Source organism: Ruegeria sp. BHSB196, assembly GCF_059613135.1.
Genome location: NZ_JBXWRY010000034.1, coordinates 1 through 23,082 on the forward strand (window position 1 = coordinate 1; position 23,082 = coordinate 23,082).

The window sequence follows — 23,082 nt, forward strand, 5'->3', positions numbered from 1 at the left end:
ATCCAAGGGTCGGCGGCGGGCTTATCCCCGACATGGGTTTGCCGCGGCGCATGTGGGCGGGTGGTCGCCTGCATTTTGCCGCGCCGCTGCGCGCGGGTATCGAAGCGGAACGGCGCTCGGTGCTTGAAAGTGCAACGAAAAAGACCGGGCGCACCGGTCCTTTGGCCTTTGTCACGCTGAAGCATGAGATCCGTCAGCAAGGCACGCTGTGTGTCACCGAGTGGCAGGATCTCGTCTATCGCGAAGACCCCGACCCGAACGCGCCACGCCCCCGACCGCCTGGCGCACGCACCGACGAGACGGATCGTCGCGAGGTCGAGTTCGATTCCACGCTTCTGTTCCGCTATTCGGCGCTCACCTTCAACGGGCATCGGATTCATTACGACCTGGACTATGCCCGCGAAGTCGAAGGCTACGCCGGTCTGGTGGTGCACGGTCCCTTGCTGGCGCAGCACTTGATGCTTCTGGCGGAAGACGTGATCGGGCCATTGGCCGAGTTTTCCTTCCGCGCCTCTTCGCCGCTGATGCATTTCGAAACCGCGACCCTGTGCCGGAATGGAAGTGATCTTTGGGTGCGCGGTCCAGACGGGCGGCAATGCATGCAGGCCGTGGTGGTGGCGCGGTCAGAGTGATGCTTCGGGCCGGAAGTCCTCCGGTATCGCATCCTTGTCTTCCAGGATCAGATCGGCCATCACCTCGGCCACTTTCGGGGCCATACCGAAACCGATCTTGAAACCACCGTTGGCGATGAACGCGCCGGGATGGAGCGGATGCGCGCCCAGCATCGGCGCGCGGCTCTTGCTGCGGGGCCGCAGACCGGCCCAGCGTTCGATCACCTCGGCGCCGTGCAGAACCGGCACCGCCCGCATGGCGCGTTCGATCACCTCATCGAGTGCGGCATCGGTGGCATGCGGATCGTCAAAGTCCCGCTCTGAGGTGGAACCGACCGCCAAAGTGCCGTCCGCATGCGGCACGATGTGGATGGCGTCTGCGAAGATCTGGGGCACGTCGCCCGCATGAAACCGCAGCAGCGCAGCCTGGCCCTTGACCCCGCCTCCGACCGTCTTGCCGAAGGCGTGGTTCAACTCCTCCAAACCGGCCAGTCCCGTGGCGTGAACCACGCGCCCCGCATCGCGAGCTTCAGGCGCGATTTCGATCCCCATGACCGAAAGCGCCGCCACCAGTGCGGCACAGGCGCGGCGGGGGTGCATCCGAGCACTCAGCGTGTCGAACACGACGAACCCCGTCGCGCTGGGCGGGCACCAGGCGCCCAATTTGGCCACCGGCAGAACCCGCCAGTCTGCCTGGCCCGCCCACAAGTCGCCTGCCGAAACTTCACGCTGGCGGGCGAGGTCCAGGTCACGCTCATCCGAAAGCGGCTGTATGCGTCCGAGACGGGCATAGCCCGAAGATACGCCGCCCGTCGCCTCGACCTGCTTCCAGAACGGTTCGGCCATGATCAGGCTTTCGAACTGAAACGCCTTCTTGGCGTTCCAGTTTTCGGGCACATGCGGCGCCAGGGCACCGACCAGACCACCGCTTGATCCCGATCCCGGTCCGAAGGGATCGACGACCCGAACCTTCGCGCCACGCCGCGCGCATGTCCAGGCGATCGAGAGACCGAAGATACCGGCGCCGCGCACCGTCACATCGACCATTGCCAATCCCCTTCCGCTTGTTCAGTGTCGCGCCGCCTAGCTACAGGATTTTCCGATGGCAGACCAGCACGCCAGGCTGACTTGGGCCGACGGCGGAGTCCCCGTGTCCGACCGTTTCGACGACCCCTATTTCTCTCTCCAGAACGGGCTGGAGGAGACGCGGCACGTATTTCTTGGCGGCAACGACTTGCCCGCACGGTTCCGGCCGGGGTTTCACATTGGCGAACTGGGCTTCGGCACCGGGCTCAACATGCTTGCCGCCTGGTCGGAATGGGAGAAGGCGAACCAGAGCGGCGCGCTGCAATTCACCAGTTTTGAAGCCTTTCCGATGGCTCCTGCGGACATGGCGCGCGCGCTTGAGGCCTTTCCGGAACTCAAGCCGTGGAGCGAACGGTTTCTGTCCTCGTGGTCGGGTGGCCGCTGTGATCTGGGCACACTGCACCTGACCGTCATCGAAGGGGATGCGCGCAAGACATTGCAGCAATGGTCCGGGCAGGCAGATGCCTGGTTTCTCGACGGTTTTTCACCGGCGCGAAATCCCGAGCTCTGGGAGTCGGATTTGCTTGCCGATGTCGCAAATCGCACAGCGCCGGGCGGCACGGCTGCTACCTATGCCGCCGCGGGCTTCGTCCGCCGGGGGTTGGAGGCGGCCGGGTTTGCCGTCACCCGGTCCCCCGGCTATGGCCGCAAAAGACACATGACGCGGGCCATCAAAGCGTGACGCAACAGAACAACATTCCGGCGGGCATCGCCCTGATGATCGGTGCCACCATAGTCTTTGCCTTGCAGGACGGCATCTCGCGCCACCTGGCGGGGGCCTACAACACCTACATGGTGGTGATGATCCGTTACTGGTTCTTTGCGGCCTTCGTCATCGTGCTGGCGGCAAGAACCTCGGGCGGTGTTCTGGCGGCGGCCCGGACCAGCCAGCCCGGACTGCAGATCTTTCGCGGGATTCTGCTGGCCGGCGAAATCTGTGTTGCGGTCTTCGGCTTCACGGTTCTCGGCCTGATCGAAAGCCAGGCGGTGTTCATCTGCTATCCGCTACTGGTTGCGGCGCTGAGCGGCCCGATCCTGGGCGAAAGCGTCGGCTGGCGGCGCTGGGCGGCGATCGGGGTGGGCTGCATCGGCGTTCTGATCATCCTGCAACCGGGCATGGGCGTCTTCAACCCCTGGGCCATCGTGCCGCTGATATCGGCGCTCATGTTCGCGCTCTACGGCCTGCTCACGCGATACGCGGCCCGCCGCGACAGTGCCGCGACCAGTTTCTTCTGGACCGGCATCGCGGGCGCGGTCGCGATGACTGCGGTCGGTCTCTGGTTCTGGGAACCGATGACCGGGCGTGACTGGCTCTGGATGGGGCTGTTGTGCATCACCGGTGTCACCGGGCATTGGCTGCTGATCAAGTGCTATGAGATGGCCGAAGCCAGCGCGGTCCAGCCCTTTGCGTATTTTCACCTGGTCTGGGCATCGATCCTCGGGATCACCGTGTTTGACGAAACCCTCAGGACCGCCGTCGTGGTCGGAGCCGCCCTGATCGTCGCGGCGGGCCTGTTCACCCTATGGCGCGAACGACAGCAGCGTTGATCCGACAAGTTCCTGCGAGAACGGAATGGGAAGGGCGCTCTTGCCCAGGCGCGCGCGATAGACCGGCAGGCTCTCGGCCACCCGCATGACATAGTTCCGGGTTTCCGAGAAGGGGATGTGTTCTATCCAGTCGATCACGTCCACTTCGCCGGTTCGCGGATCTCCGAACCGCTCCATCCAGGACTTCGGCCGCCCCGGACCGGCATTGTATCCGGCCGACATCATCACCACGTTGCCGCCGAACTCCGCAGCGAGGCCCGCGAGATAATTCGCGCCCAGCTTGGCGTTGTATCTCCAGTCCGAAGTCAGGCGGTTCGTCTTGTGGCCGCCCAGAATGCCCAGATCCCTGGCCACGATCTTGGCCGTCGCGGGCATCACCTGCATCAGTCCCCGCGCCCCGGCGCCGCTGATGACCACGGGATCGAATTCACTCTCGCGGCGGGCGATGGCCAGTGTCATTTCTTTCGCCATCGGCAAGCCCAGATCGGCAACGGGGTGCAGGGGATAATAGGCCGCCGGCAGAACCACGCCCGATCGCGCAGCGCGTTTGGCGATCATCACGGCAAGATGCGCCTCGTCCATTTCGATCGCCATGTCGCCAAGCTGCGCCGCCTGCACCGGGTCGAGGTTTTCGACCAGATGGGTCAGGAACCGTTCCGCCAGGTTGCGCTCGCCGGCCTTCAACAGCAGCAGTCCGGCCTCGAACACGCTGGAGTCGGCAAAGGCCGCCTCTTTCCAGTGCGGAGCACGGCGCGGTTTGGCCAGATCGGGGTCGAACGGGCGCCCGATCTGCTCTGCGGCCAATAGCCCGTAGAATGATGTCTGGTGATCGGCCCCCATCGCATAGGCTTCATGCGCCTTGTCGGCATCGCCCAATTCGGCATAGGCCCGACCCAGCCAGTACCCGGCGCGGCCCTTGGAGATCGGCGATTCGACGGCCTCCGAGAAATTCTGGAAATGACGCACGGCTGTGGCGGGATCGTCCAGCTTGCGCAGCGCGACGAAACCGGCGAGCCACTCCAGATCGGCATAGGCATAGCCCGCATCCGGCGTCATGAAATGGCGCGCGGCGATGTCATAGGCTTTCTTGTCTTCACCGGCGCGCATCTTCAGCCGCGCCAGACGGCTGCGGCCCTCGGCCCATTTTGCCGGTTCTCCCAGCGCCTCCGGTCCGGTCGAACGCTGCAGCATCAACTCGATTGCACTGTCGTCCAGTTCCTTCCGGTCTCGCCAGACGAAGCGTTCAAAGGCAAGCCCGGGAGAATCGGCCAGAGACCTGGGAACGGCGGCGATTCGCGCGTCCACGCCCGGCGCCATGTCGCGCAGATCGATCCGCGCCTGAGCCAGCTTGCGCTGCGGCTCGCTGACCAGCGGCAGCATCTGTTTCGCGCTCACGGTGTGGCCCTCCCACAACATCCGGTCGAGGCGGGCTTCGTGGTGGGGTTCGAGCAGTTTCGAGAAGTTCTCCAGATAGTTCCTTTGCAGACCCGGCCCCATCGGCATGGTGCGCCAGGCCATGACCAGATCCGCCTCTGCATCGCCGCGCATCCCCTTGGCCAAAAGGGCAACGGCATGGTTCAAAGCGCCCTCCGCGGTCTGTGGCGGGTTGTCCCGGTAGAAGGCCAGCACCCGGTCGGGATCGGCATTGGTGAAAGCCGGTTCGCTCTGACGTCTCAACCAGTCCAGGCCGGGCCAATCCGGGCGGCGCTCCAGAAACACCAGCACATCGCCCGAACTCCCGAACCCCTTGCGCAGCCAGTGCCAAACGATGATGTCCCGCGTGACGGAACCCCGCGCGCCCGCGACCCGCAGCGCCTCGTTCCAGTTCTCGTCGCGCATTTCCGCCAACGCAAGTCGCAGGTCGTCCGCGCCCCCGGCCCGCACAGGCCCCAACAGCGTTGCGCAACATGCAATCGCAGCCAATAGAAGTGTCAGAACGCGCGTCATCCCTTGCATTTCCCAACGAACCGAGGATACAGCCAATCACGATAAGCCGTGCGGCGGCGGGATCAACTCACAATCCGTTCGCCTTGCGATTTCGACGGGCCAGTCCCGGCAACATTGACACACAGGGAGCGATTTCCATGTTCAAAGGCTCGATGCCAGCCCTCGTCACCCCGTTTCGAAACGGCGCGCTGGACCTGGATACGCTCAAGAACCTCGTGGAATGGCAGATCGGAGAGGGATCGACCGGCCTCGTTCCGGTGGGAACGACCGGCGAAAGCCCGACGCTCGCCCATGAGGAACACGAAACCGTCGTCGCCGAGGTGGTCAAGGCCGCGGCCGGGCGCGTGCCGGTGATCGCGGGGGCCGGGTCCAACAACACGATCGAGGCGATCCGCTTTGTCCAGTTTGCCGAACAGGTGGGCGCCGACGCCGCGCTGGTGGTCACGCCCTACTACAACAAGCCGACGCAGCGCGGGCTGATTGCCCATTACACCGCGCTGCACGACTGCGCCGACATTCCGATCATCATCTACAACATCCCCGGCCGCTCGGTCGTGGACATGACGCCTGAAACCATGGCCGAGCTGGCCCGCCTTCCCCGCATCGTCGGGGTCAAGGACGCGACCGGCGACGTCACCCGCGTGAGCCAGCAGCGCGCCCTTTGTGGCGCGGAGTTCTGCCAGTTGTCGGGCGAAGATGCTTCGGCGCTCGGCTTCAACGCTCATGGCGGTGTGGGCTGCATTTCCGTCACCGCCAATGTCGCGCCGAAGCTTTGCGCCGAATTCCAACAGGCGACACTCGCGGGGGATTATGCCGCGGCTCTTGAGTATCAGGACCGCCTGATGCCGCTGCACGAGGCGATCTTCATCGAACCGGGGTTGGTGGGCGCGAAATACGCGCTCAGCCGGTTGGGGTTGTGCAGCGAAGAGGTGCGCTCGCCGCTGACCGGGCTTGAGGACGATACCAAGGCCGCCATCGACGCCGCGATGGCGCATGCCGGTCTCCTCTGACGCGAAACTTCCCGGCTGTTTCAAGATGCGCCTGGCCGTCGGGGCAATGCCCCGACACCGGGGATTGGCTCAACGCTTTCCGTAATACAGCCCGACCACGTGCTCGGCCTGCGCAAAGAACAGCCAGCGCGAGGTGGCCACGCCGGCCAGATGCGACAGCACAGCGAGCAGCGCGAAGACGTGGCTGAAGGGCAGCAGAAGCAAGAGGATCGGCACCACGAAAGCCAGCCCAAACGCGATCGCGCGCAGCTTCGCGGCGTGCCGGCGCCCGACCACATGCACGAACTCGCGCAACAGATAGTTGGTGCCGGTATGCGGCGGCTCAAAGGCGCGCACCGTGCCGCGTGATCCAAGCCCGGTTGCCGTGCCCAGCGTCGTCCCCGATCGGGCCAGCGCCTGATCGCCCTGCTTCCAGTAGGCCAGTTGAACCAGGGCCGCGATCAGCAACAGCACCAGCGCCGCACGGACCTGACCGCTCAGCAACGCGCCGCCGGCGAGGCTGAACGACAGGAACATTGCCGGCGTCAGCTTCATGTTCCAGCGGGGGATCGCCCGAAGCTGCGTGTAGATCATCGAGGTGGTGAACACGGTCAGCAGCGAAAACACCGCGCCGATCGCGCCCAGAACGGCCCAACGCTGTCCCAGAAAGACCACGCCAAGCGCATAGAACCCCATGACGAGCAAGGCGATGACCGCGCACCAGCCTTCGCGTGACAGCCAGCTGGTTTTCCATTGCGTGAAGGCCTTCCAGGCCCGTTCCGGATGGCCCAGGTGGAAGGTCGACGCGACCAGCCCCGCAACAGACAACCCGAATGCCAGGGCAAAAAACACCAGGGCGACCAGTCCGGACACGGCCGGCAGACCAAGCCCGAGAAAGAACAGCAGGCCAAAGCCCAGCCCGGACAGGGTCGTGAAGATGATGACGGACGGCGCCGGATGCATCAGAGTTTCTCCAGAGCTTTGTCGAGCCAGGCCACGAACCCTTTGGGCTCTTCCGCCACCGGGGCGAGCAGCGGCGCGAGGATGTCGATCTGTTCCTCCACCGTGTCCTTGGGCCGCGGAGGCAGGTACTTGTTGACCGGTTTGGTCTCCATTTCCGGCATCAGGTCCATGCCGCCGCGTTCGGCCACCAGTTTCGACACGTCGCTGTCCGGATCGCCCAGATCGCCGAAATGGCGGGCGCCGGCCGGACAGGTCCGCACGCAGGCCGGAACGCGGTCTTCCTCTGGCAGGTTTTCGTTGTAGATCCGGTCCACGCACAGGGTGCATTTCTTCATCACGCCTTCGGCCATATCCAGTTCGCGCGCGCCATAGGGGCAGGCCCAGGCGCACAGGCCGCAGCCGATGCAGTCGCTTTCATTGACCAGAACGATCCCGTCCTCGACCCGCTTGTAGCTGGCGCCAGTGGGGCAGACGGTGACGCAGGGGGCGTCCTCGCAGTGCAGGCAGGATTTGGGGAAATGGACCAGTTGGGCCTGGCCGTGCTCGGGCTGAACTTCGTAGGAATGCACCCGGTTCAGGAACGTGCCCGAGGGATTGCCGCCATAGGCGTCCTGATCGGACAGGGGCGCGCCGTAGTTCTCGGTGTTCCAGCCCTTGCAGGAGATCACGCAGGCATGACAACCGACGCAGGTATCCAGGTCGATGACCAGGCCCATCTTGCGGTCGGTTGATGGGGGGAGTTGGGTCATGTCGTCAGCTCTCCTCGCCGGGCAGGGGCAGGGAGGGGGCCAGCCCCCTCTTGAGCCTGCCGGCTCAATTCACCCCCGGGATATTTCGGGCCAGATGAAGGATCGAACGGGATCATTTGCCGACTTTCCATGCGAGATCCTTGGGGCCGGTGCCGACAGGGGATTTGATCGGCGCGAATTCCGGCTGGCTCCGGGCATCCGCCGGCGCTTGGGCCTTTTCGATCTTGACCTTCAGGTCGAACCACGCGGCCTGGCCGGTGATCGGATCCGAATTGGCCCAGCGCAAGCCGTCGCCCTTGGGCGGCAGCAACTCGTGGATCAGGTGGTTGAGCAGGAAGCCCTTGGTCGCCTCGGGCGCGTCCGGCTGCAGCGCCCACGCCCCCTTGCGCTTGCCGATGGCGTTCCAGGTCCAGACGGTGTTGTCGTTCAGCGCCGCCATCTCCATCACCGGCACAGTGATTTCCCCGTGCGGAGAGCTGACCTTGGCCCAATCGCCATCCTTCAGTCCGAGGTCGCGCATCAGCTTGGTCGGCACATAGAGCGGGTTGCGCCCATGCAACTGGCGCAGCCATGCGTTTTGCGTGCCCCAGGAATGGTACATCGCCATGGGACGCTGGGTCAGCGCGTTGATGGTGAAGCCTTCAGTTCCGGTCTGGTCGGCTTCGTACCAGATCGGCAGGGGATCCATCGTTTCCCGGATGCGCGCGCGCAGGTGATCCGGGGGCTGGCGGTCGCCGTGGCCCTCGGCGGCCAGCTGGAATTTGCGCATCGGTTCGGAATAGAGTTGAAACAGGTAGGGCTGCGGGCTGTCATAGAGTCCCATGGCAACGGCCCAGTCCTGATAGGCGCTGTTCCAGGGTTTGTAGTAGAGCGCCTCGTCCGGAATGTGTGCGACGAAGAACCCGCCGTTTTCAATGTAACGGTCCAGTTGCGCGGGATTCACCCCACCGCGCCCCACCGCCTTTCCGTCCGGACCCCGAAAACCGGCCAGCGGGCCGATGCCCAGCTTGCGTTCGTGGTTCACCATGTAATCCGCGTAGTCGGTGTATTTGGCCGTTCCGTCCTCATTGGTGAAGCCGGGCAGCTTCAGCTTGTTGGCCAGCTGGATCAGAACGGTCTGAAAGCCGCGCACGTCACGATCCGGTTCGATCACCGGCCAGCGGATCGCATCCGCCGCAGCATCCGCCTCGCAGATCGGGCGATCCAGCAGCGAGATGCAGTCGTGCCGCTCCAGATAGGTGGTATCGGGCAGGACCAGATCGGCATAGGCCACCATCTCGGAGGAATAGGCATCCGAATAGATGATATGCGGGATCACGTAGTCGCCGTTTTCGTCCGTGTCCGTCAGCATCTCGATCACGCCGGACGTGTTCATTGTCGAGTTCCACGACATGTTGGCCATGTACATGAACAGCGTGTCGATCTTGTAGGGGTCGCCGGCATGGGCGTTGGAGATCACCATATGCATAAGCCCATGGCTGGACATCGGGTTTTCCCAGGTGAACGCCTTGTCGATGCGGGCGGGACTGCCATCCGCCTTGAGCGCGAGATGCTCCGGGCCGCGCACGAAGCCCAGATGCGGACCGTCGAGCGGCGAGTCCGGCGTGACCTTGCAGTGCGGCGTCGGGTGCGCTTCGACCGGTTTCGGATAGGGCGGCTTGAAGCGGAAACCGCCCGGCACCTCGACCGTTCCCAGCAGGATCTGCAACACATGCAGCGCACGGCAGGTCTGGAACCCGTTGGCATGGGCCGAGACTCCGCGCATCGCGTGCATCGAGACCGGGCGGCCGATCATCTTGCTGTGCTTTTCGCCGCGGAAATCGGTCCATTCCTGGTCGATCTCGAATGCCTCGTCAAAGGCGACGCGGGCCAGTTCGCCGGCGATGGCGCGGATGCGGCCCGCAGGGATGCCGCACTTGTCCGCGATGGCCTCGGGGGCGTAGTCGTCGCTCAGATACCGCTCGGCCATCAGGTGAAAGACGGGGCGATGAACAACCCCGTCGCGCTCATGGACCGCCGACAGGTCGGGACGCACACCGGGCGTGTCGAAGGCGGCGGGCTGACCCGTCACCCGGTCGATCACCAGCGGCTTGCCGTCGGCATCGCGCAGGAAGAGGCCCTTTTCCGGCCCTTCGGCCGCGTTGACCAGAACCGGCGCGTTGGTATAGCGGCCCAGATAGTCCAGGTCGATCTTGCCGGCCTTCATCAGCACGTGGATCAGTGACAGGATGAACAGCCCGTCCGTCCCCGGCGTGATGCCCACCCAATCATCGGCCACGGCGTTGTACCCCGACCGGATCGGGTTCACCCCGATCACCCGTGCGCCGCGTGCCTTGATCTTGCCGATCCCCATCTTGATCGGGTTGCTGTCATGGTCCTCGGCCACGCCGAACAGCATGAACAGCTTGGTGTGCTCCCAATCCGGCTGGCCGAACTCCCAGAACGCGCCGCCCATGGTGTAGATGCCACCCGCCGCCATGTTGACCGAACAGAACCCGCCATGGGCCGCATAGTTGCAGGTGCCGAAATTCTGCGCCCAGAAGCTGGTGAAGCTCTGGCTCTGGTCGCGGCCGGTGAAAAAGGCCAGTTTCTCGGGGTTCTTTTCCCGAATGGGCTTGAGCCAACCAACGGCGATGTCGAGCGCCTCGTCCCAGCCGATCTCTTCGAATTCGCCCGATCCGCGCGGCCCCACGCGCCTGAGCGGCGCGCGCAAACGTGACGGCGCGTTGACCTGCATGATGCCCGCGCTGCCCTTGGCGCACAGAACGCCCTTGTTCACCGGATGATCTCGGTTGCCTTCGATATAGGCGACCTTGCCGTCCTTCATGTGCACGTTGATCCCGCAGCGGCAGGCGCACATGTAGCAGGTGGTGCGACGGATCTCGTCCGAGACCTTGGGAGACAAGTCGAGCTTTGGCTGTCGGTTCACGTGTCTACTCCCCTGGGGGCCGCAGCGCCCCCGGCTCACTGGCGCCATCTGTCATTCCAAAGAAAACTCCATCAAACGCAAGGTGTCGCGTGCAATTTGACGCTCCTCATCCGCGGGCACGACATGCACCGGCACCGGACCCAGAAACGCGAGGTGTTCCATGATCCGGTCGCGAATGGCGGCGGCGTTCTCGCCGATCCCGCCGGTGAACGCCACCGCGTCGAGCCCGCCCATCGCCACCACGGCGCTGCCGGCATGGCGGGCGGCCCAGTAGCAGAAGTGCTCGACAGCAAAGCGCGCCGCATCATCCGCCCGGTCCAGGATCATCGCCATGTCGCTGGTTCCGGCCAGCCCGGCCAGCCCGCTTTCCCGATTCAGCAGCCGGTCCGTGGCCTCGATGCCGCGTTCGCGGGCTAGCCTCAGCACCAGCATCCCGTCGATCGCGCCGCACCGGGTGCCCATGACCAGCCCGTCCAGGGGCGAGTATCCCATGCTCGTTGCCACGCTTTGCCCGTCGCGCATTGCACACAGGCTGGCGCCGTTGCCCAGATGCAGCCCGAGCAGGCGCCGCGGCAGGTCGTCACCGAAGTGCTCCACCATCGACGCATAGCTGAGACCGTGAAACCCGTAGCGCCGCAGCCCTTCTGCCCGCACGTCCCGGGGCAAGGCGTATTCGGTCGCGACTGGAGGATTGGTTGCGTGAAACGCGGTGTCGAACGAGCCGAACTGCGGCAGATCGGGCAGACGTGTGGCCAGCCCCCGAATGGCGGCCAGGTTGTGCGGGTTGTGCAGCGGGGCGAGCGGCGTACAGGCTTCGATCTCCGACAGGACATCGGGCGTCAGCCGCACGGGGCGGGTCAGACCCGTCCCGCCGTGCACGATGCGATGGCCGGCCGCCGACAATGCGGAGAGGGCGTGACCTTCGGCTTCGAGCTTCGCAAGCAGCGCGTTCAGGGCCGTATCGTGATCGGGCGCGTGGACGGGTTCGGCGCGGGATCCGACCTTCAACCGCGCCGCGCCACCGATTTCGCTTACCGAGCCGGACAGCACCGAGGTCAGGTCGGCTCGGAACAGTTCGATCTTGATCGAGGAAGATCCGGCATTGACCACGAGTATCATGCGGCGCCTCCATGAGCGGCGATCACGCCCAGCGCCGCCGACGCCAGGCGGGCCGCCGATTTCTGCGATCGCGAGGTGAGCAGGATCGGCACGCGGGCGCCCAGAACCAGACCGCCGGCACAGCATCCCATGCCCAGCACCATCAACTTGACCACTGCGTTGCCGGTGGTGATGTTCGGCGAAAGGATGATGTCGGCGTCCCCCGCGACCGGCGTTTTGACGCCCTTGATGGCGGCGGCTTCGCGCGACAGGATCAGGTCCATGGCCAGAGGGCCGGCCACCTCGGCATCCGGCAGGGCCGATTTCGCCCAGGCGGCGATTTCGGCCGCATCCATGGTGTTCTGGATCGACGGTGTCGGGTCTTCGCTGGGCGACAGGATCGCGGCCTTGGGGCGCGGCACTCCTACCATTTGTGCAAGTCGGATCGCGTGGATCAGGCAGGCTTTGCGGGTCTCGATGCTCGGATCGACGTTCAGCGCGGCATCGGTAAGCAAAAGCGGCCGGTCCGATCCGGGCGCGGTGATGTGAAAGACGTGGCCGCAGCGTGTCCCGGAATCCCGCAGCCCGGCGGAGGCCGGCAGCAGCCCCTTGAGAAAGGTCGAGGTATGGATCTGCCCCTTCATGATCGCATCGACCTCGCCCGCGCGGGCAAGACGCGCGGCTTCGGGGGCGGCGGCGGCGTGCGGCGCGTGGATGATCCGGATGCCGGACAGATCGAAGCCGATCTCCTCGGCGGTGCTGCCGATCTTGTCTCGATCCCCGATCAGGACGGGGTCGGCCAACCCGGCGGCGGCGGCTTCCTGAATTCCGGAAAGCGCCGTCGGCGATGCGGCATTGACCAGCGCCACGCGAGGCGTCGGAAGCGCAAGCGCCTGCCGCAGCAGGGTCTGGGAAACGGTCGGTGCAATCTTGGAAAGGAACGGAAAGAGAGGGCGGTTCATATCGATGCCTTGTTCAGAGAAATCGGATGATACAGCCATAACCGTTCCTTGCCGCGCTTTCGAGTTGGGCGGGCGCCGTGCGATCATTCGTCCGCGCCCGCCGTCACCGGATCACACCTGTTGCGGCCTCATGTCAGCCTGGTCGATTCCAGCCACCTCGACAGGTTTCTTCATTGCGTCCCGCCGGAACGGTTCGCCCAGTTCCTGATTGATCATCGCTTCGATCAGCGTGGTGACACCGTTCTCCATCTGATCCTTGATGGCCTGGTTCAAGGCCGCGGTCAGCTCGTCCATGGTGCGGGCAACAACGCCTTTCAGGCCGCAGGCCTGCGCGATACCGGCGTAAGACACTTTGGTATCCAGTTCGGTGCCGACGAAATTGTCGTCAAACCACAGGGTCGAGTTGCGCTTTTCCGCGCCCCACTGATAGTTCCGGAAGACGATCTGGGTCACGGCAGGCCATTCCTCGCGGCCGATCGCGGTCAGTTCGTTCACCGCGATGCCGAAGGCGCCGTCACCGGCAAAGCCCACAACGGGTACGTCTGGGCAGCCGATCTTGGCGCCGACGATGGCCGGCAGGCCGTATCCGCAGGGGCCGAACAGGCCGGGGGCCAGGTATTTGCGGCCTGCCTCGAAGGACGGATAGGCGTTGCCGATGGCGCAGTTGTTGCCGATGTCCGAGCTGATGATCGCCTCTTTGGGCAGCGCGGCCTGAATGGCGCGCCAAGCCATGCGGGGGCTCATCCAGTCGGGCTTGGCGGCGCGTGCGCGCTCGTTCCAGGTGGTGCCGGGATCGTCGTCCTCGTGGTCCATGCTGCTGAGTTGCTGTGCCCAGCGCGACTTGGTCTCGGCGATCTTTGCCTTGCGCGCGTCGCGGCCCTCGTCACCCGCGGTATCGCTCAGCTGGTTCAGGATGCCGGTCGCCACCTTGGCGGCGTCACCCACGATGCCGACCGAGACCTTCTTGGTCAGGCCGATCCGGTCGGGGTTGATGTCGACCTGGATGATCTTGGCCTCGGCCGGCCAGTATTCCATGCCATAGCCCGGCAGGGTCGAGAACGGGTTCAGACGGGTGCCGAGGCACAGAACAACATCGGCCTCGCTGATCAGTTCCATCCCGGCTTTCGAGCCGTTGTAGCCCAGCGGGCCGGCAAACAGAGGGTGGCTGCCGGGGAAGGCGTCGTTGTGCTGATAGCCGACGCAGACCGGCGCATCCAGACGCTCGGCCAGCGCCTTCGAGGCCTCGATGCCGCCCTTGGACAGAACCACGCCCGCGCCGTTCAGGATCACGGGGTTGCGGGCATTCGACAGCAGCTCGGCCGCCTGCGCCACGGCGGTTTCGCCGCCTGCGGGGCGTTCGAATTCGACGATGGCGGGCAGGTCGATGTCGATCACCTGGGTCCACATGTCACGCGGGATGTTGATCTGGGCCGGGGCGCTGGCGCGCTTGGCCTTCATGATCACGCGGTTCAATACTTCGCAGACACGGGTCGGGTCGCGGACCTCTTCCTGATAGGCGACCATGTCCTCGAACAGCTTCATCTGCTCGACTTCCTGGAAGCCGCCCTGTCCGATGGTCTTGTTCGCCGCCTGCGGTGTGACCAGCAGCAGCGGTGTGTGGTTCCAGTAGGCGGTTTTGACGGCAGTGACGAAGTTGGTGATGCCCGGGCCGTTCTGCGCGATCATCATCGACATCTTACCTGTGGCGCGGGTGTAGCCGTCGGCCATCATCCCGGCGCTGCCTTCATGCGCGCAGTCCCAGAACATGATCCCGGCCTTGGGGAACAGGTCCGAGATCGGCATCATGGCCGAGCCGATGATCCCGAACGCGTGCTCAATTCCATGCATTTGCAGCGTTTTGACGAAGGCTTCTTCCGTTGTCATCTTCATGTGCGAGCACTCCAAGCCGAATGATTGAGTCCCCGGAGTCGCGATGCCGGGTGATTGCAATCGGTGTAGGCGGTGGGCACGGCCTGCGTTAGGGCCAATCGGGCTGGCCGCTTAAGTCCAGAGCATGCGTCAGGCCAGCGCGATCGCGGCGGCCACACGTTCGATTCCCGGACCGATCCTTTCGCTGGGAATCGACGAATAGCCGAGGCGAAAGTAGTTCCGCGGCCGGTTCGCGCCGAAAAAGAAGGTCTCTCCGGGCTCGATATGCACGCTCTGGCTGCGCAGCGAATTGGCCAGCGTCGCCGTGTTGACGTGCTCGGGCGCCCGCATCCACAGCGAGGATCCGCCATAGGCCCCACGCCCCGCAACCGTCAGACCGTGCTCGGCAATCGCCGTTTCGATCGCCCTGCGCCGTTCCAGCAGGGCCTTGGACATGCGGCGTATCTGGGCGTCATAGTGCCCGAGCGACAGAAAATAGGCCGCGGTTCGCTGCACATGACCCGGCGGATGGCGCAGCACCAGCGACCGCAGCGCGCGCGCTTCGCGGATGAACGGCTCGGACCCGACGATGTAGCCGAGCCGCAATCCGGGGAACAGCGATTTCGAGAAGCTGCCCACATAGATCACGCGCCCGTCCTCGTCGAGCGACTTGAGCGCAGGAGAGGGCGCGCCCAGGAACGCCAGTTCGAACTCATAGTCGTCCTCGACGATCATCGCATCGATCTCGCGCGCGCGGCGCAGCAGTTCGCGCCGCCGCGCAATCGGCATGGTGGCCGTGGTTGGGCATTGGTGGCTCGGCGTCGTGAAGATGACGTGGGTGTCGTCGGGCACCGCGTCCGGCGGCAATCCGTCCACGTCCACCCGCACCGGCGCCAGACGACAGTTGGACTTGGCCAGCAACTCGCGGAGCGCGTAATAGCACGGATCTTCGATGGCCGCCTTGCGGTTGCCGTCCAGCAGAACGCGCGAAGCGAGCCACAATGCGTTCTGGGCGCCGAGCGTGATCAGGATTTCCTCGGGCCGCGCGGTGATGCCGCGCCGAGGCAGCGTGTGGCGCGCGATGAATTCGATGAGCAGCGGATCGTCCTGATCCACGTAGTCCGCCGTCAATGAGGCGAAATCCTTGTGCCCCAGCGCGCGCACGGCGCAAAGCCGCCAGTTGGCGTGGTCGAACAGGCTCGGATCGGCCTGGCCGTAGATGAACGGATAGCGATAGTCGCGCCAGTCCTTCGGTTTCGGCAAAGCGTCCCCGCCCGAGAACCGTCGGGCAATGGTCTGATCCCAGTTCACCGACTCCTCGCCGCGCTCCACGGGCGAGTAGGTCGGCGGAACCGGTGCGTTTTCCGACACGTAGTATCCGGATCGCCCCTTTGACGTGAGATAGTCGTTGGCCAGCAACTCGGTATAGGCCAGAGTCACCGTGATGCGGCTGACCCCAAGATGGCTGGCGAGCTTGCGCGACGAGGGCAGCTTTTCGCCCACATGGAATCGACCCGACAGTATCCCTTCGGCGATCATCTGCTGGATCTGCGCCTGCAGCGTGCCCTGCCCGTCGGATTTCAGAAAGAATGTATCGACCGATATCGCCATGCCTCACCTTATGTTGGACTTAAATCAGGGACAATCTGGACTTACCTGACGGCATCATTTTTCTTGTTGCGGCACCGTTGACAATCCCATAAAAGTTATATAACTAGAAATCTAGTTATATGGAGGTGATGCGATGTGGGAATCCGCTGCGGCCGGGTTTTCGGCCATGGGGTCCGAAGCGCGGCTGAAGGTGCTCAAGGCCCTTGTTCGGGCCGGCGAGGCCGGGTTGACGGTGGGCGAAATCCAGTCGCGCACCGGAATTGCGCCTTCGACACTTGCCCATCACTTGCGGTTTCTGGCCGCCGGCGGAGTGGTGGAACAGGAGAAGATCGGGCGCAGCACCATCAACCGGGCGCGGTTCGACGAACTCAGGAAGCTGGCGGATTTCATCCTGAGCGAATGCTGCGCGGATGCGCCAAGAAAGGTCGCGAACGATGGCTGATGTCACGCAAAGCCCAGCCAGACCGGCCAAAATGGTCCTCGACCATCTGAAGACGCCTTGGGCGCTGATCCTCGCGATTTTGGGCCTGGTCGCGTTGATCGATCCCGGCAATCTGCGCCATGTCGTCGTTTTCGCCGGAAAGGCGCTAGCCCATACCAGCCAGTACATCGCCTTTGCCGTGCTGCTGCTGGCCTATCTCAAGGCGACCGGTGCCGAGGTTCTGGTGGCGCGCGCCTTTGAAGGCCGCGAAACGCGCATGATCGTGCTGGCGGCGCTGTTCGGCGGGCTGGCCCCGTTCTGTTCCTGCGAGGTCATCCCCTTCATCGCGGGATTGCTGGCGCTCGGGGCGCCGCTGTCGGCGGTGATGGCATTCTGGCTCAGTTCACCGCTGATCGACCCGCCGACGCTGTTGATCACCGCCGGCGCGTTGGGTTGGCCCTTTGCCATCGGAAAGGCCGTCGCGGCGGTCGCTCTCGGGTTGTTCGGCGGATTCGCGGTCAAGTTCCTGATGCGGCAGGGCGCCTTTGCGCAGCCGCTGCGCGCCTACAAGCCAACGGGATGCTGCGGATGCGGGCCAAAGGCCGCTGACAGACCGCAATGGCGGTTCTGGCAGGAGCCCGAACGCCGCGCACGCTTTCGCGTCGAACTGGTCCAGAACGGGCTGTTCCTGCTCAAATGGCTCGCCTTGGCCTATGTTCTCGAAGCGTTGTTGGTCAGCTACGTGCCCGCCGATCTGATCGCCGGGGCCGTGGGCGGCGAAGGGCTGATCCCCATCGCGGTGGCGGCGCTTGTCGGGATGCCGGCCTATCTGAATTCCTATGTCGCGCCGCCGCTGTTGGCGGGGCTCATGGAGCAGGGGATGAGCGCAGGCGCGGCGATGGCCTTCATGGTGGCCGGCTCGGTCAGCTCGATCCCGGCCATGGCCGCCGTCTGGTCTCTGGTCAAACCGAAGGTGTTTGCGGTCTACCTTGGCCTGGGCATCTGCGGCGCGATCCTTGCAGGGGCCGCGTTTCAACTGGTGTGACCCGGGGCGCTTGGCCGCGGTTGGCACTGGTCAACTGCCGCTGCAATACCTGGGCAGTTTCAGGCGATAGCGCGGTTGTCCGCTCTCGACATAGACACGCTTTTCGATGCAGGCCGTGGTCCCCACGGTCGCCGCGATCTCACCTTCGGTCGAGGTGATCGAGGTCGCGGTGCCGTCCGGCAACCGAACCGACGCGATCACACCGTTGCCGATGTCGCCATTGATCGCCGTGGCGGACAGGACCGGGACCGTCAGAAACGCGTCGTGCTCGTGTTCCTCGTCGCCGCCGAATATCAGCAACCCCGCGACGATCGCAACAAGGCCGGTCGCGCCCAACAGGGCGAGGCCCCAGGTCTGTACGAAGGCATAGACAGATACCGCGCGGTGCGACCCGATCAGTCTGGACAGAAGTTCAAGCATTGTGGTCCCGAAACGCGCCCCGAACCAAAGTCCGGGGCCTGCAGCCGTCAGTAGCGCGGATCGTCGCTGTCGTCCTCGTCGTCATCCGCTCCGCCCTTGGGCAGGTTGAAGAAGCTGTCGGCATCGACCAGCGGCTCGTCGCTGTCTTCGCTCTCGCCATCGTCAGAGAGGGAAAAGGTCTCCAGCCCTTCGATCGCTGTCGGGATCTTGGGCGCGGCGTCCATTTCCAGCGATTGCTCGGTCGAGACCAGCTTGCGCCGTTCGTCGTCGCTCATGACGCCGCCTTCAGCGGCCTTCTTGGCGGCGGCTTTCTGAACGGCGGCATCCAGCTCGGACTGTTTGCACAGGCCCAGGGCCACCGGGTCGATCGGCTGCATGTTGGAGATGTTCCAGTGGGTCCGCTCGCGGATCGACTGGATCGTCGGCTTGGTGGTGCCGACCAGCTTGGCGATCTGCCCGTCGGTGAGTTCCGGATGGAACTTGACCAGCCAGAGGATCGCATTCGGGCGGTCCTGCCGTTTGCTGAGCGGGGTATAGCGCGGCCCCCGGCGCTTTTCCTCGCCAACGGCGGCGGGGTTGAACTTGAGCTTGAGCTTGTGCAGCGGATCGTTCTGCGCCTTGTCGATCTCTTCCTGGGTCAGCTGATTGTTGGCGATGGGGTCGAAACCCTTGACGCCGACGGCGACCTCGCCGTCAGCGATACCCTGCACTTCCAGTTCGTGCATGCCCACGAAATCCGCGATCTGCTTGAAACTGATCGTTGTGTTGTCCACCAGCCAAACGGCGGTCGCCTTGGCCATCAGGGGTTTTGCCATCAGCCCGTCTCCTTTGAATACATCTTTCCCGTCGCCGGAATTCGGCGGCCCCGAAGGCGGGGCAGGTTTCCGTTGTCGGGGAACTTGGGGCGTATATAGTCGCGCCGGGCAAAGAAGGGAAGAGGCGAATGCGCTGGGCGGTATTGTGGTTGATGACGGCATTTCCGGCGCTGGCCGATGGCGAAAAGGCCGGTGCATTCGACTACTACGTTCTGTCGCTCAGCTGGTCGCCCAACTGGTGCGCCGTCGAAGGTGATGCGCGCGGCGCCGATCAATGCGATGCACGGCACGATCACGGCTGGATACTGCACGGGCTGTGGCCGCAATACCACCGGGGCTGGCCGTCCTTCTGCCGCACGCCCGAGGCGCCGCCCAGCCGCGGCATGACGCGGGAAATGGAGGATATTCAGGGCAGTGCCGGTCTGGCCTGGCACCAGTGGAAAAAGCACGGCACCTGCTCGGGTCTGAGTGCCGCCGATTACTATGCGCTGTCGCGGCGGGCGTATGAAATGGTGGCTCGACCGGACGTGTTCCGCAAGCTGGAAAGGCCCGTGAAATTGCCTGCCACGGTGGTCGAAGACGCGTTTGTTCAGGCCAATCCCGAACTGGAACGGGACATGATCACCGTCACGTGCCGGGACAACTATATCGCAGAAGTGCGGCTGTGCCTGTCGCGAGATCTGGCGCCGGTGCCCTGCGGCCGGGACGTGATCCGCGACTGCGCGGCGACGGATGCGCAATTGGACCCGATTCGCTGAACCGGATCACAGCTGGCGGTTCTGGCAGTCACGGGCATAGTCCAGCGCCTTGGCCGTACCCTTCAGGTCGATGGCCATCACCCGGTCGCCGGCGGGATTGTAGACCGTCATCGTCCTGTTCTGGGCGATCGCGTTCACGAAGTTTCGGTCGGTGAAATAGACGGTTGCGCCCGGTATCCGGTCCTGCCGGAACCCGATGGCGGTGGCGTCAAAACTCTTGCCGTCCAGTTCGAACCGGATCGGATAGGACCGGCCCGGTTCGATGTCGCCCCAGGCCTTGTTGTAGACGGTGAAATATCCCCGGTTGCCCAATGCGTCATAGCCCAGGCGCACAACGGAAAGATCCTGATACACCGTCTGGATCAGGCAGCCGTTGCCCAGCGACGGGTCCATCATGACGTTCCAGCCCTCGACGAAGCCCTTGTCGATCAGTTCCTGCGACCAGGCGGCGGTGGCGGAGAAAGCGGCGAGGACAAGGGCAAGCAGGCGCGTCATGAAAAACCCCGATGGCAAGTTTTGGATTGGCGTTCATGCTACAGGTGAAGCGACGCGGACCAAAGGCATTATCTGCACTCGGAGCACGTCTTGACAGTGCCTGTTGCAGGCCCGGTACCGTCACCGGCCTGCACCGAGTTGGTCCTTGCAGATCAGACGAACCCTGAAGACCCGTCCTGGATGAGCGCTTCGCCTTCAATTTCCAAAGCGAAACCGAGCGGCAACCCGGACACGCCGATTGCCGATCGCGCATGGCGACCGACGTCTTTTCCGAAAACGTCCACGATCAGGTCGCTGAATCCGTTCACCACGATGTGCTGCTCGGTATAGCCGGGCGCCGAAGCGACCATCCCAAAGACGCGCGTCCAGGCGACTATTCTGGAAAGCTCGCCGATTTCTGCCTTGATGTTTGCCAGAACCGTCAGCGCGATGTCACGGGCCTCGGCATAGGCTTGATCCGTGGACAAGTCGGCGCCGACAAGTCCAAACGGTCCGGCGATGCTTCCGTCCATCGCGTTCTTCGGATGGCCGGAAAACAACACCCGGTCAAACCGCACATTCACGAACGCGAACGGCAGGTGCAGCCCATCCGGCACTTTCGTGGGCGGGGGCAGCGTCAGCCCGAGTTCCTTCAGTCGATCTTCGGGCGTGGTCATGCGAACAACCTTGCTGAACGATTTCGCCGGGAAGTCTACCCCTGAGCAAGCGCCATTGCCATTCATGAGATCGTGAGACACTCGATCACTGGACGAAACGCTACAATTCCTTCCGCGCCCGCAAGGCCGCCGTGATCGTCCCGTCATCCAGGTAATCCAACTCTCCGCCGATCGGCACCCCCTGCGCCAGCGAGGTCAGGCGGACCTGCCCCTCCAACTGATCCGCGATGTAATGGGCGGTGGTCTGGCCGTCGATCGTGGCGTTCAGCGCAAGGATCACTTCGGTGATGCCTTCCGCCGTCACCCGGTCCTTCAGGCGGGGAATGCGCAGCTCGTCCGGGCCGACCCCGTCCAGCGCCGACAGCGTGCCGCCCAATACGTGGTAGCGGCCTTTGAACACACCGGCGCGCTCCATCGCCCAGAGGTCGGCCACATCCTCGACCACGCACAACTCTCCGGTGGCACGGTCCTCGCTTTCGCAGATGTCGCAAATGTCGGTAGTGCCGACATTGCCGCAGTTGAGGCATTCGCGCGCGGTGGCCGCCACCTGCTGCATGGCGTCGGCAAGTGGCGTCAAAAGCAGGGCGCGCTTGCGGATCAGGTGCAGGACGGCGCGGCGGGCCGAACGCGGGCCAAGCCCCGGCAGCTTGGCCATAAGCTCGATCAGAATGTCGATGTCGCGGTTCGAACTCACCTGCGCGTTCCTGCAATCCGGCCGGACGACGCGCGCCTGGCCCTTGTTCCGTCAGGAGCTTGTATCAGAACGGCAGCTTGATGTCTTTCGGCAGACCCATGCTTTCGGTGAGCTTCGCCATCTCTTCCTGCGATTTCTCGGCGGCCTTGGACTGCGCGTCCTTGATGGCGGCCAGGATCAGGTCTTCGACCACTTCCTTGTCGTCGCCGTTGAAGATCGACGGATCGATGTCGAGCGCCTTGAGTTCCCCCTTGGCCGAGGCGGTCGCCTTGACCAGCCCGGCGCCGGCCTCGCCCGTGACCATGATGCTGTTCAGCTCTTCCTGCATCTGGGTCATCTTGACCTGCAGTTCCTGCGCGGATTTCATCATCTTGGCCATATCGCCCAATCCGCCGAGTCCTTTGAGCATGGGAAGTCTCCTGTCTGTCCGTTCCGCGCCTAGATACGGGGGCCGGCGGCGCGGTACAAGGGTCGGCGTGTCGGGATCGTGCGGCAGGCAGGATCGCCGCCGCGCCGCGCCGGTTCAGATCACCCGGACTGCGGCCAGCCCGTCGGCTTCCGTGACAGAGCAGCAGATCGAGCGCAGGGTGCGCGGGTGGTCGTAATCCCAGGGCCTGCCCCGGTGTAACGTTGCGCGTTCGTCCCAGATCAGCACGTCGCCCACCTCCCAACGGTGTGAATAGACGTAGTCCGGGCGCGTGCAGAAGGCCAGGGCCGCTTCGAGGATGTCCTGGCTCTCGGCGTGCCCCAGACCTTCGATGGCAAAGGCATGCGACGCGATGAACAGCGCCTCTTCCCCGGTCACGGGGTTGGGCCAGACCGCGCGCCAGGGCCGGTCGGGCCAGCGGGTCATGCGCGGCAAGGCGGCCAGGTCTGGGGAAATCCTCGACCGCGAATGCGACAGCCGGTGCCAGATGATCGCATCGCGCAGTTGCGATTTCAGTTCCTCCGGCATGTCCGTCCAGGCGGCGCGCGTCGAAGCGATTTCGGTTTCACCGCCACTGGGCGGCACCACCTTGGCCGTCAGGATGTTGATCAGCGCCGGCGTCGGCAGAAAGGTGCTGTCGGTGTGCCACAGCATGTTGGCCTGCAAGTCCAGAAGCCGCAGATCGTCGCGGGCGCGCAGGCCGGCCTCGGTCTCGTTCGTGAGTTCCGAGACTTCGAACGCCACATCGCGCCCGGCCGCCATTGCCTCGCGGTTTTCCAGCGGGCCGAACAACGCGCCCAGGCGCACGTGATCCTCGTCCGAAATCGACTGACCGCGGAACAGAAGCGCCGAGTGGGTCTCGAAGGCGTGTCTGATCTCGGGATACAGAGTCTCGGCGGTCACGTCGCGCAGATCGACGTCATGGACGATCAGGCCGAACCGGGGATGCAGGGGCGATGTTCGCATGGCGCGCCTTTCATGGGATTTCG

General features: G+C 64.4%; 23 protein-coding genes. 7 read left to right on the forward strand and 16 right to left on the reverse strand.

Going from position 1 to position 23,082, the window contains the following annotated elements:
• On the forward strand, positions 1-632 hold a 632-nt coding region (locus AC2FNJ_RS15295; RefSeq protein WP_496765450.1), incomplete at its 5' end, for an HTD2 family dehydratase.
• Here the strand turns inward: AC2FNJ_RS15295 and AC2FNJ_RS15300 are convergent.
• Complete coding sequence (locus AC2FNJ_RS15300; protein WP_496765452.1) at positions 624-1,658, reverse strand: NAD(P)/FAD-dependent oxidoreductase; 1,035 nt, start codon at positions 1,656-1,658, stop codon at positions 624-626. The two genes, AC2FNJ_RS15295 and AC2FNJ_RS15300, sit on opposite strands and share 9 nt — an antisense overlap.
• A 55-nt stretch (positions 1,659-1,713) precedes the next feature.
• On the opposite strand from AC2FNJ_RS15300, the gene mnmC2 reads away from it, so the two are divergent.
• Positions 1,714-2,379 (forward strand): tRNA (5-methylaminomethyl-2-thiouridine)(34)-methyltransferase MnmC2, encoded by a 666-nt coding sequence (gene mnmC2 / locus AC2FNJ_RS15305; protein WP_496765453.1) that lies wholly within the window; start codon positions 1,714-1,716, stop codon positions 2,377-2,379.
• Between the two features lie 35 nt (positions 2,380-2,414).
• The gene (locus tag AC2FNJ_RS15310) at positions 2,415-3,245 is read left to right on the forward strand and encodes a DMT family transporter (protein ID WP_496765506.1); all 831 of its coding nucleotides are present in this window, start codon (positions 2,415-2,417) and stop codon (positions 3,243-3,245) included.
• Here AC2FNJ_RS15310 and AC2FNJ_RS15315 read toward each other — a convergent pair.
• Complete coding sequence (locus tag AC2FNJ_RS15315) at positions 3,219-5,192, reverse strand: lytic transglycosylase domain-containing protein (RefSeq protein ID WP_496765454.1); 1,974 nt, start codon at positions 5,190-5,192, stop codon at positions 3,219-3,221. The two genes, AC2FNJ_RS15310 and AC2FNJ_RS15315, sit on opposite strands and share 27 nt — an antisense overlap.
• 137 nt (positions 5,193-5,329) lie before the next feature.
• On the opposite strand from AC2FNJ_RS15315, the gene dapA reads away from it, so the two are divergent.
• Positions 5,330-6,202 carry a 4-hydroxy-tetrahydrodipicolinate synthase gene (gene dapA / locus AC2FNJ_RS15320; RefSeq protein WP_496765455.1) on the forward strand — a complete coding sequence of 291 codons (873 nt, stop codon included), beginning with the start codon at positions 5,330-5,332 and terminating at the stop codon, positions 6,200-6,202.
• A 69-nt stretch (positions 6,203-6,271) separates the two neighbouring features.
• On the opposite strand, the gene AC2FNJ_RS15325 is transcribed toward dapA, so the two are convergent.
• From AC2FNJ_RS15325 to pdxR, 7 genes are all read right to left on the reverse strand, one after another.
• Complete coding sequence (locus tag AC2FNJ_RS15325; RefSeq protein WP_496765457.1) at positions 6,272-7,144, reverse strand: dimethyl sulfoxide reductase anchor subunit family protein; 873 nt, start codon at positions 7,142-7,144, stop codon at positions 6,272-6,274.
• On the reverse strand, positions 7,144-7,893 hold the full coding sequence (locus AC2FNJ_RS15330) for a 4Fe-4S dicluster domain-containing protein (RefSeq protein ID WP_496765458.1): 750 nt from the start codon (positions 7,891-7,893) through the stop codon (positions 7,144-7,146). Before AC2FNJ_RS15330 ends, AC2FNJ_RS15325 begins: the two co-directional genes overlap by 1 nt.
• 112 nt (positions 7,894-8,005) lie before the next feature.
• Positions 8,006-10,822, reverse strand: a complete 2,817-nt coding sequence (locus AC2FNJ_RS15335; RefSeq protein ID WP_496765460.1) for a molybdopterin oxidoreductase family protein — start codon at positions 10,820-10,822, stop codon at positions 8,006-8,008.
• Between the two features lie 51 nt (positions 10,823-10,873).
• Positions 10,874-11,941, reverse strand: coding sequence for an acetate/propionate family kinase (locus AC2FNJ_RS15340; protein ID WP_496765461.1), 1,068 nt, complete (start codon positions 11,939-11,941; stop codon positions 10,874-10,876).
• Positions 11,938-12,882: a phosphate acyltransferase gene (locus AC2FNJ_RS15345; protein WP_496765463.1), complete on the reverse strand. Its 945-nt coding sequence runs from the start codon at positions 12,880-12,882 to the stop codon at positions 11,938-11,940. Before AC2FNJ_RS15345 ends, AC2FNJ_RS15340 begins: the two co-directional genes overlap by 4 nt.
• A 111-nt stretch (positions 12,883-12,993) precedes the next feature.
• Positions 12,994-14,772: a sulfoacetaldehyde acetyltransferase gene (xsc, locus tag AC2FNJ_RS15350; RefSeq protein ID WP_496765464.1), complete on the reverse strand. Its 1,779-nt coding sequence runs from the start codon at positions 14,770-14,772 to the stop codon at positions 12,994-12,996.
• Positions 14,773-14,901: 129 nt separating this feature from the next.
• Positions 14,902-16,362, reverse strand: a complete 1,461-nt coding sequence (gene pdxR, locus AC2FNJ_RS15355) for a MocR-like pyridoxine biosynthesis transcription factor PdxR (RefSeq protein ID WP_496765465.1) — start codon at positions 16,360-16,362, stop codon at positions 14,902-14,904.
• 133 nt (positions 16,363-16,495) lie between these two features.
• Here pdxR and AC2FNJ_RS15360 point away from each other — a divergent pair, with 133 nt between their 5' ends.
• Positions 16,496-16,804, forward strand: coding sequence for an ArsR/SmtB family transcription factor (locus tag AC2FNJ_RS15360; RefSeq protein ID WP_496765466.1), 309 nt, complete (start codon positions 16,496-16,498; stop codon positions 16,802-16,804).
• Positions 16,797-17,828: a permease gene (locus tag AC2FNJ_RS15365; protein ID WP_496765467.1), complete on the forward strand. Its 1,032-nt coding sequence runs from the start codon at positions 16,797-16,799 to the stop codon at positions 17,826-17,828. Before AC2FNJ_RS15360 ends, AC2FNJ_RS15365 begins: the two co-directional genes overlap by 8 nt.
• Positions 17,829-17,858: 30 nt before the next feature.
• On the opposite strand, the gene AC2FNJ_RS15370 is transcribed toward AC2FNJ_RS15365, so the two are convergent.
• Entirely contained in the window at positions 17,859-18,248 is a 390-nt protein-coding gene (locus tag AC2FNJ_RS15370) for a hypothetical protein (RefSeq protein WP_496765469.1), read from the reverse strand.
• Between the two features lie 47 nt (positions 18,249-18,295).
• Positions 18,296-19,063: a DUF1013 domain-containing protein gene (locus tag AC2FNJ_RS15375; RefSeq protein WP_496765470.1), complete on the reverse strand. Its 768-nt coding sequence runs from the start codon at positions 19,061-19,063 to the stop codon at positions 18,296-18,298.
• 128 nt (positions 19,064-19,191) lie between these two features.
• On the opposite strand from AC2FNJ_RS15375, the gene AC2FNJ_RS15380 reads away from it, so the two are divergent.
• Entirely contained in the window at positions 19,192-19,821 is a 630-nt protein-coding gene (locus AC2FNJ_RS15380) for a ribonuclease T2 family protein (RefSeq protein ID WP_496765471.1), read from the forward strand.
• Between the two features lie 6 nt (positions 19,822-19,827).
• Here the strand turns inward: AC2FNJ_RS15380 and AC2FNJ_RS15385 are convergent, their stop codons facing one another.
• The 5 genes from AC2FNJ_RS15385 to AC2FNJ_RS15405 form a co-directional block, all read right to left on the reverse strand.
• Positions 19,828-20,316, reverse strand: a complete 489-nt coding sequence (locus AC2FNJ_RS15385) for a hypothetical protein (RefSeq protein ID WP_496765473.1) — start codon at positions 20,314-20,316, stop codon at positions 19,828-19,830.
• Between the two features lie 152 nt (positions 20,317-20,468).
• The gene (locus AC2FNJ_RS15390) at positions 20,469-20,972 is read right to left on the reverse strand and encodes a RidA family protein (RefSeq protein ID WP_496765474.1); all 504 of its coding nucleotides are present in this window, start codon (positions 20,970-20,972) and stop codon (positions 20,469-20,471) included.
• A 100-nt stretch (positions 20,973-21,072) separates the two neighbouring features.
• Complete coding sequence (gene recR / locus AC2FNJ_RS15395; RefSeq protein ID WP_496765476.1) at positions 21,073-21,666, reverse strand: recombination mediator RecR; 594 nt, start codon at positions 21,664-21,666, stop codon at positions 21,073-21,075.
• Between the two features lie 64 nt (positions 21,667-21,730).
• Positions 21,731-22,075 (reverse strand): YbaB/EbfC family nucleoid-associated protein, encoded by a 345-nt coding sequence (locus tag AC2FNJ_RS15400; RefSeq protein ID WP_496765477.1) that lies wholly within the window; start codon positions 22,073-22,075, stop codon positions 21,731-21,733.
• 114 nt (positions 22,076-22,189) lie between these two features.
• The gene (locus tag AC2FNJ_RS15405) at positions 22,190-23,059 is read right to left on the reverse strand and encodes a TauD/TfdA dioxygenase family protein (protein ID WP_496765478.1); all 870 of its coding nucleotides are present in this window, start codon (positions 23,057-23,059) and stop codon (positions 22,190-22,192) included.
• Positions 23,060-23,082: the final 23 nt, after the last annotated feature.